9 protein-coding genes are annotated in these 7,161 nt (G+C 34.2%); 7 read left to right on the top strand and 2 right to left on the bottom strand.

The annotated features are described in order from the left end of the window. Positions 1-102 precede the first annotated feature (102 nt). Positions 103-1,044, bottom strand: a complete 942-nt coding sequence (locus AC30RD_RS02650; protein ID WP_489492641.1) for an HpcH/HpaI aldolase/citrate lyase family protein — start codon at positions 1,042-1,044, stop codon at positions 103-105. Then, entirely contained in the window at positions 1,034-1,387 is a 354-nt protein-coding gene (locus tag AC30RD_RS02645; RefSeq protein WP_489492640.1) for a c-type cytochrome, read from the bottom strand. The genes AC30RD_RS02650 and AC30RD_RS02645 overlap by 11 nt, the downstream gene beginning before the upstream one ends. An 80-nt stretch (positions 1,388-1,467) precedes the next feature. Between AC30RD_RS02645 and folD the strand changes: the two genes are divergently transcribed. From folD to AC30RD_RS02610, 7 genes are all read left to right on the top strand, one after another. Continuing rightward, positions 1,468-2,328: a bifunctional methylenetetrahydrofolate dehydrogenase/methenyltetrahydrofolate cyclohydrolase FolD gene (gene folD / locus AC30RD_RS02640; RefSeq protein WP_489492639.1), complete on the top strand. Its 861-nt coding sequence runs from the start codon at positions 1,468-1,470 to the stop codon at positions 2,326-2,328. After that, the gene (gene lepB, locus AC30RD_RS02635; RefSeq protein WP_489492638.1) at positions 2,325-3,092 is read left to right on the top strand and encodes a signal peptidase I; all 768 of its coding nucleotides are present in this window, start codon (positions 2,325-2,327) and stop codon (positions 3,090-3,092) included. Before folD ends, lepB begins: the two co-directional genes overlap by 4 nt. A gap of 11 nt (positions 3,093-3,103) precedes the next feature. Continuing rightward, positions 3,104-3,799 (top strand): site-2 protease family protein, encoded by a 696-nt coding sequence (locus AC30RD_RS02630; protein WP_489492637.1) that lies wholly within the window; start codon positions 3,104-3,106, stop codon positions 3,797-3,799. Next, positions 3,800-4,237: a ribose 5-phosphate isomerase B gene (gene rpiB / locus AC30RD_RS02625; RefSeq protein ID WP_489492635.1), complete on the top strand. Its 438-nt coding sequence runs from the start codon at positions 3,800-3,802 to the stop codon at positions 4,235-4,237. Positions 4,238-4,354: 117 nt separating this feature from the next. Continuing rightward, positions 4,355-4,906, top strand: coding sequence for an adenine phosphoribosyltransferase (locus AC30RD_RS02620; RefSeq protein WP_489492634.1), 552 nt, complete (start codon positions 4,355-4,357; stop codon positions 4,904-4,906). Beyond that, positions 4,906-6,105: a tryptophan synthase subunit beta gene (gene trpB, locus AC30RD_RS02615; RefSeq protein ID WP_489492633.1), complete on the top strand. Its 1,200-nt coding sequence runs from the start codon at positions 4,906-4,908 to the stop codon at positions 6,103-6,105. The genes AC30RD_RS02620 and trpB overlap by 1 nt, the downstream gene beginning before the upstream one ends. 10 nt (positions 6,106-6,115) lie before the next feature. Further along, on the top strand, positions 6,116-6,790 hold the full coding sequence (locus AC30RD_RS02610; RefSeq protein ID WP_489492632.1) for a DedA family protein: 675 nt from the start codon (positions 6,116-6,118) through the stop codon (positions 6,788-6,790). Positions 6,791-7,161: the final 371 nt, after the last annotated feature.

Below are 7,161 nucleotides of genomic sequence, written 5' to 3'. Positions count from 1 at the left end.
CTCATCATCATAATCTATCTCTTTAAAATAAAACATTATATGCCTTAATATTTTTTAAAATATTGTTATTTTTTAGTATATTATTTTTATTTTAAATCAAAATTATTCTATACTTTTTAATATATTTAACGCGTCTTTATAAATAGGCTCATCTATAAATCCATATTTTTCGTCTTCAAATCCGCTAATTCCAAGTTTTAACATTTTTTCAAATTTCTCTTTTATATATTTTGCTTTATTTATGGTCTCAATTGATGGGGAAAACACCCTATTTACGATTTCTACTTGAGCTGGAGAAATACACCCTTTTGCGCCAAAACCCATATCTTTTTCATATTTGCACCACTCTTCAAACTCTTCTAAATTTTTATAATCTTGATAAACAAAAGATATTGGATAAACATTAATCGTTTTTGAGATTATCAAAAATCTACTAAGAATATAATCTATCGTAGGATTTGATATTTTTAGCGCCTCTTGAAAAATTTCCAAATCGCTTAAAAGATCCAAAATCCCAAGATAAAACGCTTTTACTCTTTTATCAATTTTTAGTTCTTTAAGATTTAAAAAAGCCTCTTTCGTTTCAATAGATAGATGCAAATCAATATCTTCATCAACAATCTTCAAAGCTCTTTTAACATCTTTTTTATCTCTAATTTTTGGAACTCTAATAGCATCAGGCTTAAATCTATTTAGATACTCTATCTCTTGGGCACCGCCCTCATCCAAAGGATTTACTCTAATTACTAACATAGAGTTTGACTCTTTTATATTTGACAAAAAAATTGCCGCCATTTTTAAAGCTATAGGCTTTAACTCCTTGCTTACGCCGTCTTCAAGATTTATTATCGCAATATCGGCGTTTAAGTTATCTATTTTATTCATATGCCTTATTTTATGGGCAGAAACCATTAAGGCGCTCTTTATATACAATTTTTTTGTCTTTTTTTTTCTGTTTTTGCCTATATATTTTTCAATGGAGTCTAAATCTCTTTTTTTAACGATCTTTTCTAATTCATCTACGATCTTTTCCTCAAATACCATCTTTTTTCCTTCTATTTACCTCTTTTATATAAAAATATAAAGCTTTAATTTCGCTTCTTGTTAAAAAATATTTTGGCATAGCGCCCTTTATTTTTTTTGAATTTAAAACATTAAAAAATTTTTTATATTCAATATCCGTAATATCCGGTGCTCTTAATTTAAAAACTTTTTTACCTTTTTTATATTTTGCTATTATTTTGCCTTTGCCGTATTTTCCGTGACATTTGTTACACCCTACTCCTCTTGGATTTTCATATAGCATTTTTGAATATTCAAATTTTGTTATAAAAGAGTCTTCGCAATAAAGCAGATTCATTGTTAAAAAAAATAAAAGCAGCCTCAATATTTGCCTTTTTACCATAATTTAAACCAAAACAAAATCTATTTTTGATATCATACCTAAAAAAATTTAAAGAGGAAATTATGGAGATTTTAGATGGGAAAACCCTCTCTTTAAAAATAAAAGAAGAGGTAAAAAAAGAGGTTCAAAATCTAAAAGAAAAGCATAATATCGTTCCCGGACTTGCGGTAATTCTTGTAGGCGATGATCCAGCCAGCCACACTTACGTAAAGATGAAAGCGAAAGCTTGCAAAGATGTTGGAATCTATTCGATAACTCACGAAATGCCCAAAACCATAAGCCAAGAGGAGATTACCCAAACTATTTTAATGATGAATCAAAATCCAAACATAGACGGGATTTTGGTTCAGCTTCCCCTCCCCTCACATATCGATACAACAAAGATATTGGAAGTTATAGATCCTAAAAAAGATGTAGACGGTTTTCATCCATATAATTTCGGTCGGTTAAATCAAGGACTTGATAGCTTTGTTCCCTGCACTCCTCTTGGAGTAATGGAACTTTTAAAAGAGTATAAAATTGATGTTAAAGGAAAAGATGCTTGCGTTGTGGGGGCTAGCAATATAGTGGGAAAACCTATGGCGGCACTTCTTTTAAACCAATTTGCCACCGTTGATATATGCCATATTTTTACGAAAGATTTAAAATCTCACACAAAAAGAGCGGATATTTTGGTAGTGGGAGTTGGCAAACCCAATTTGATTACCGAAGATATGGTAAAAGAAGGCGCAATTGTTATAGATATCGGTATTAATAGATTAGATGATGGAAGACTCGTTGGAGACGTTGATTTTGAAAAGGTTAGCAAAAAAGCAAGTTTTATTACCCCGGTTCCTGGAGGAGTTGGTCCCATGACCATAGCAATGCTTCTCAAAAACACTCTAAAAGCGGCAAAAAATAGAAGTTTAAAGGATAGAGTTTGAAAGATAAACTTATTAAATTTTATCATTGGTCAAACACCTGGACGGGCACGATAGTAATCGTGCTATTGGTTATATTTTTCGTAGCCCAGGCTTTTGTAATTCCAAGCGGTAGCATGAAAAACACTCTTTTAATAGGAGATCATCTTTTTGTTAAAAAATTTGCCTATGGAGTTCCTACTCCCCATATTCCATGGCTTGAGATTCCTATCTTGCCTGATACAGATGGAGATGGACATTTGATAGAGGGTGAAAAACCAAAAAGAGGAGATATCGTAATTTTTAGATATCCCGTAAACGAAAAGATACATTACGTAAAAAGATGTGTCGCAGTAGGGGGAGATTATGTATTAATTTACAATAAAGATCTATATCTACATCCCCATGAAGGAAATCAATATATCTTAAATAACTATCCAAAAGAGAGTATCGTAGAGATAGAGGGACTTTTATGGGTAAAAAATCCATACAAAAAAGATCATCCAGGAATCCATAACGATCCTGAGGTTATAAATGATGGAAGATACCCGCAAGAGATTTTTAATTTTGGTCCTATAAAAGTTCCCCAAGGGGAATTTTTTATGATGGGAGACAATAGAGATCACAGCAACGATAGTAGATTTTGGGGAAGCGTTCCGTATAGATTGATTGTTGGAAAGCCTTGGTTTATCTATTTTAGTTGGGATAAAAATTATGAAATAAGATGGGATAGAATTGGAAAAAGTGTTGAACAGATAGAAGAAGAGATGAAAAAATCCAAAAATTAAAGAGGTAATGTTTGGAAATTATTAAAATAATAAATATAATAGCTATGATTTTATCTTTGGCTATTGCCATAATCGGTCATGAAATAATGCATGGACTTGTAGCCTATAGGTATGGAGACGATACTGCAAAAGTTGCCGGGAGATTAAGCATAAATCCAATAAGACATATAGATATAGTTGGAACCATAATCGTTCCGGCACTTTTATTTTTTAGTAATGCGGGATTTTTATTTGGATGGGCTAAACCGGTTCCTGTAAATATGAGAGTAGTTTTGCTAAATGGCGGAGAAAACGGAGCAATTGCCGTTAGTTTGGCAGGAGTTGCATACAATTTTGTTTTAGCAACGATAAGTGCTTTTATCTTAACGTTTATCGACAACCCTCAAAATCTTTTTTCTCTTTTTCTTTTTCTCTTTTTTGGACATTTGGTTTTGATAAATATTGTGCTTGGAGTGTTTAATCTTTGGCCTATTCCTCCACTTGACGGGGCAAATGCTCTTATTTACCTAGCTCAAAAAATGAGGCTTTACAAAGTTGTGCAGTTTTATCAAAAAATCTTTCCTTACGGAATGATAATACTTATTATAATCATTGCCACTCCTTTAAGCGCTATTTTGTTTATACCGGTGTATTATATTTTAGTTTTATTGTCTATGTTTACAGGAATTGATATGATATCATTAATAAATACAATAGAAAGGATTTAAATGAAAGTGTATATTGCTACTGACCATGCCGGATTTGCCGTAAAAGAGTTTGTTAAAAAGATTTTTTTAGAAAAAGGATATGTAGTTGAAGATTTAGGACCCCAAAGCGATGAAAGAGTAGATTATCCAGATTTTGCAAAAATGGTTGCGCAAAAAGTGGCAACAAATCCGGGAAGTCAAGGTGTTTTGATCTGCGGCACAGGTATTGGTATGAGCATAGCCGCAAATAAGATAAAAGGCATAAGAGCCGCCGAAGTTTTTGATCATTATACAGCTAAGATGGCAAGAGCCCATAATGACGCCAATATTTTATGTTTTGGAGAAAGGGTTGTGGGAAAAGGAGAAATCGAGTCTATTATAGATGCTTGGTGCGAAACGAAGTTTGAAGGTGGAAGACACGAAAATAGAGTTAAAAAGATTATGGAGCTTGAGAAGTAAAAGGAGTCGATTATGGGAATAGAAACCGCCGGATATATTATGTTTGCCATATTGCTTGGAGCGATGGTAATATTGAAATTTTTGATTTTATAAAATCCATTTAAAAAGGATTTATTTATGAAAGAGTTAACAAAAGAGCAAAAGGATTTTTTACTCTCTTCAATAAGAGATGTGCCAGATTTTCCAAAACCGGGAATCATATTTAAAGATATAACGACTCTTTTAAACAATAAAGAGGCTTTTAAAATTTTAATGGATCATTTAGAGGATAGATATAAAGATTATAACTTAGATTTTATAGCTGGGATTGAGAGTAGAGGATTTATATTTGGGGCCGCTTTGGCAAGTAGACTAAATATCGGTTTTGTTCCCGTTAGAAAAAAGGGGAAACTGCCCTTTACTACAGTCAGTGAAAAATATGCTTTAGAGTATGGAATAGATGAGGTTGAGATCCATATAGACGCTTTTAGAGGAAAAAATGGGGCAAAAGTTTTGTTAATAGACGATCTTATTGCTACAGGGGGAACTGCACAAGCTGCCGCAAAGCTTATAAAAAAGATCCATGAAAATGTTGTTGAAGCCTGCTTTATAATAAATTTAACTTTTTTAAAAGGCGAAGAGAGATTAAAAAATTTAACAAACGTATATAGCGTATTGGAGATTGGATAATGTATATACCAAAAAAGAGCAATTACGACCCTGATAGTTTTGGACATTTTGGGAAATTTGGGGGAAGATATGTTCCCGAGACTTTAATGCCTATTTTATTTGAGCTTGAAGAGGATTATAAAAAAATAAGATTTGATGAAGAGTTTTGGAGTGAAGCAAGGTATTATTTAGAAAATTATATAGGAAGACCAAACCCTCTATATTACGCAAAAAATCTATCTGATGAACTTGGCGCTACGATTTATCTAAAAAGAGAAGATCTAAACCACACGGGTGCTCATAAAATAAACAATACTATATTGCAAGGCCTTGTTGCAAAAAGGCTCGGCAAAAAAAAAGTGATTGCCGAGACCGGTGCGGGACAGCATGGGGTTGCAACTGCTACTATGGCAGCGCTTTTTGGGCTTGAGTGTGAGATTTTTATGGGTGAAAAAGATGTAAAAAGGCAAGAACTTAACGTATTTAGAATGAAGCTTCTAGGAGCAAAGGTTCATTCTGTTAAAAATGGCTCAAAAACGCTAAAAGACGCTATGAACGAAGCTATAAGGCACTGGGTCACAAATGCAAGAGACACCTTTTATGTTATAGGCACCGTTGCCGGACCCCACCCTTATCCGATGATGGTTAGGGATTTTCAAGGAATTATAGGCTATGAAGCAAAAGCCCAGATTTTAAGAGCTGAAAATAGACTTCCAGATTTCGTAATAGCGTGCATCGGTGGAGGAAGTAACGCAATGGGAATATTTAACGCCTTTTTAGATGAGGAAGAGACTCAATGTATCGGTATTGAAGCTGGAGGTCTTGGATTAGATACCAATAAACATGGAGCAAGTTTGGCAAAAGGAAGTCCTGGAGTTCTTCATGGACAGATGAGTTATGTTTTACAAGATGATGATGGACAGATATTAGAAGCTCACTCAATAAGCGCGGGGCTTGATTATCCAGGGATTGGGCCTGAACACTCATATTTAAAGGATTTAGGCGTTGTTAAGTATGAGAGTATCACAGACAAAGAAGCACTGGAGGCTTTTGTATGGCTTAGCCAAAAAGAAGGAATCATTCCAGCCTTTGAAAGCTCCCATGCGATAGCCTATCTTAAAAAAATGAAAGATATACAAAACTCTTTAATCATCGTAAATCTATCTGGAAGAGGTGATAAAGATATGATTCAAGCAAAAGAGTTATTGAGTTTTGATTAGAGAGGATTAAATGAAAAGCTTTATAAATAAAAACAAAGATCATTTAATAAATATATCTTTGATATTTATTTTTTTAGTTATCGGTTTTATAGGATATGAACTCTATAACGCCCCTGGAGAAGATCTTGAGGCAAAATTTATCTACCTTTTAAAAACATATGGTTACGTAATACTCTTTATCTGGAGTATTATGGAGGGTGAAACAGGGCTTGTTATGGCTGGAGTTATGAGCCATACCGGGGATATGAGCCTGCCGGTTGCCATCGTTGTTGCCGCTTTAGGAGGCTTTGTAGGAGATCAGATCTATTTTTATATAGGAAGATTTAATAAAAAATATATTCATAAACAGCTAAAAAGTCAAAGAAGGAAATTTGCCTTAGCTCACCTTCTTTTAAAAAAATATGGATGGCCGGTTATTTTTGTTCAAAGATATATGTATGGATTAAGAACTGTTATTCCTATGGCTATCGGTCTAACAAGATATAGCGCTAAAAAATTTGCGTTTATAAACCTAATAAGCGCATTTGCTTGGGCAAGCATAACTATAATCCCCGCATATATTTTCGGAGAAGAGATATTAAAAATCGTCCATTGGGCAAAAGAGCATTGGTATATAGCTTTACCAGTAGCTGTTATTCTTGGGGGAGGATTATATTATTATTTTCATAAAGCGACCGAAAAGTGAGCAAGCGCAAGCTGTTAGGCTTAGTGTTGGTTAAAATGGTTGAGTGAGCAAGCGCAAAGCGAAGCTTTAGGAAGTAAACTGCTTTACTTCCGGCGCTTGCGAAAGCTACGACTATATGCGAACCCTAAAATCGAGGATTTTAGTGGTGAGCATAGGAGTAGCTGGTGAACCTTGAAGCAAACGAAGCTGAGTGAAACGAAGCAAGTTTGCGGTTTGTTAAAATGGTTAAGTGATTAGGTAAAAGGTAGAAGGAAGAAGGAAGAAGGGGGTTAGGTGGTAAGGAGGTAAGGTGATAAGGAGATAAGGGGGTAAGGGAGTTAGGTGGTAAGGAGGTAAGGTGATAAGGAGATAAGGGGGTAAGGGAGTTAGGT

Source organism: Nitrosophilus sp., assembly GCF_982775275.1.
Note: the sequence above shows the minus strand (reverse complement) of the source record. Positions and strands in the feature narration are given on the sequence as shown.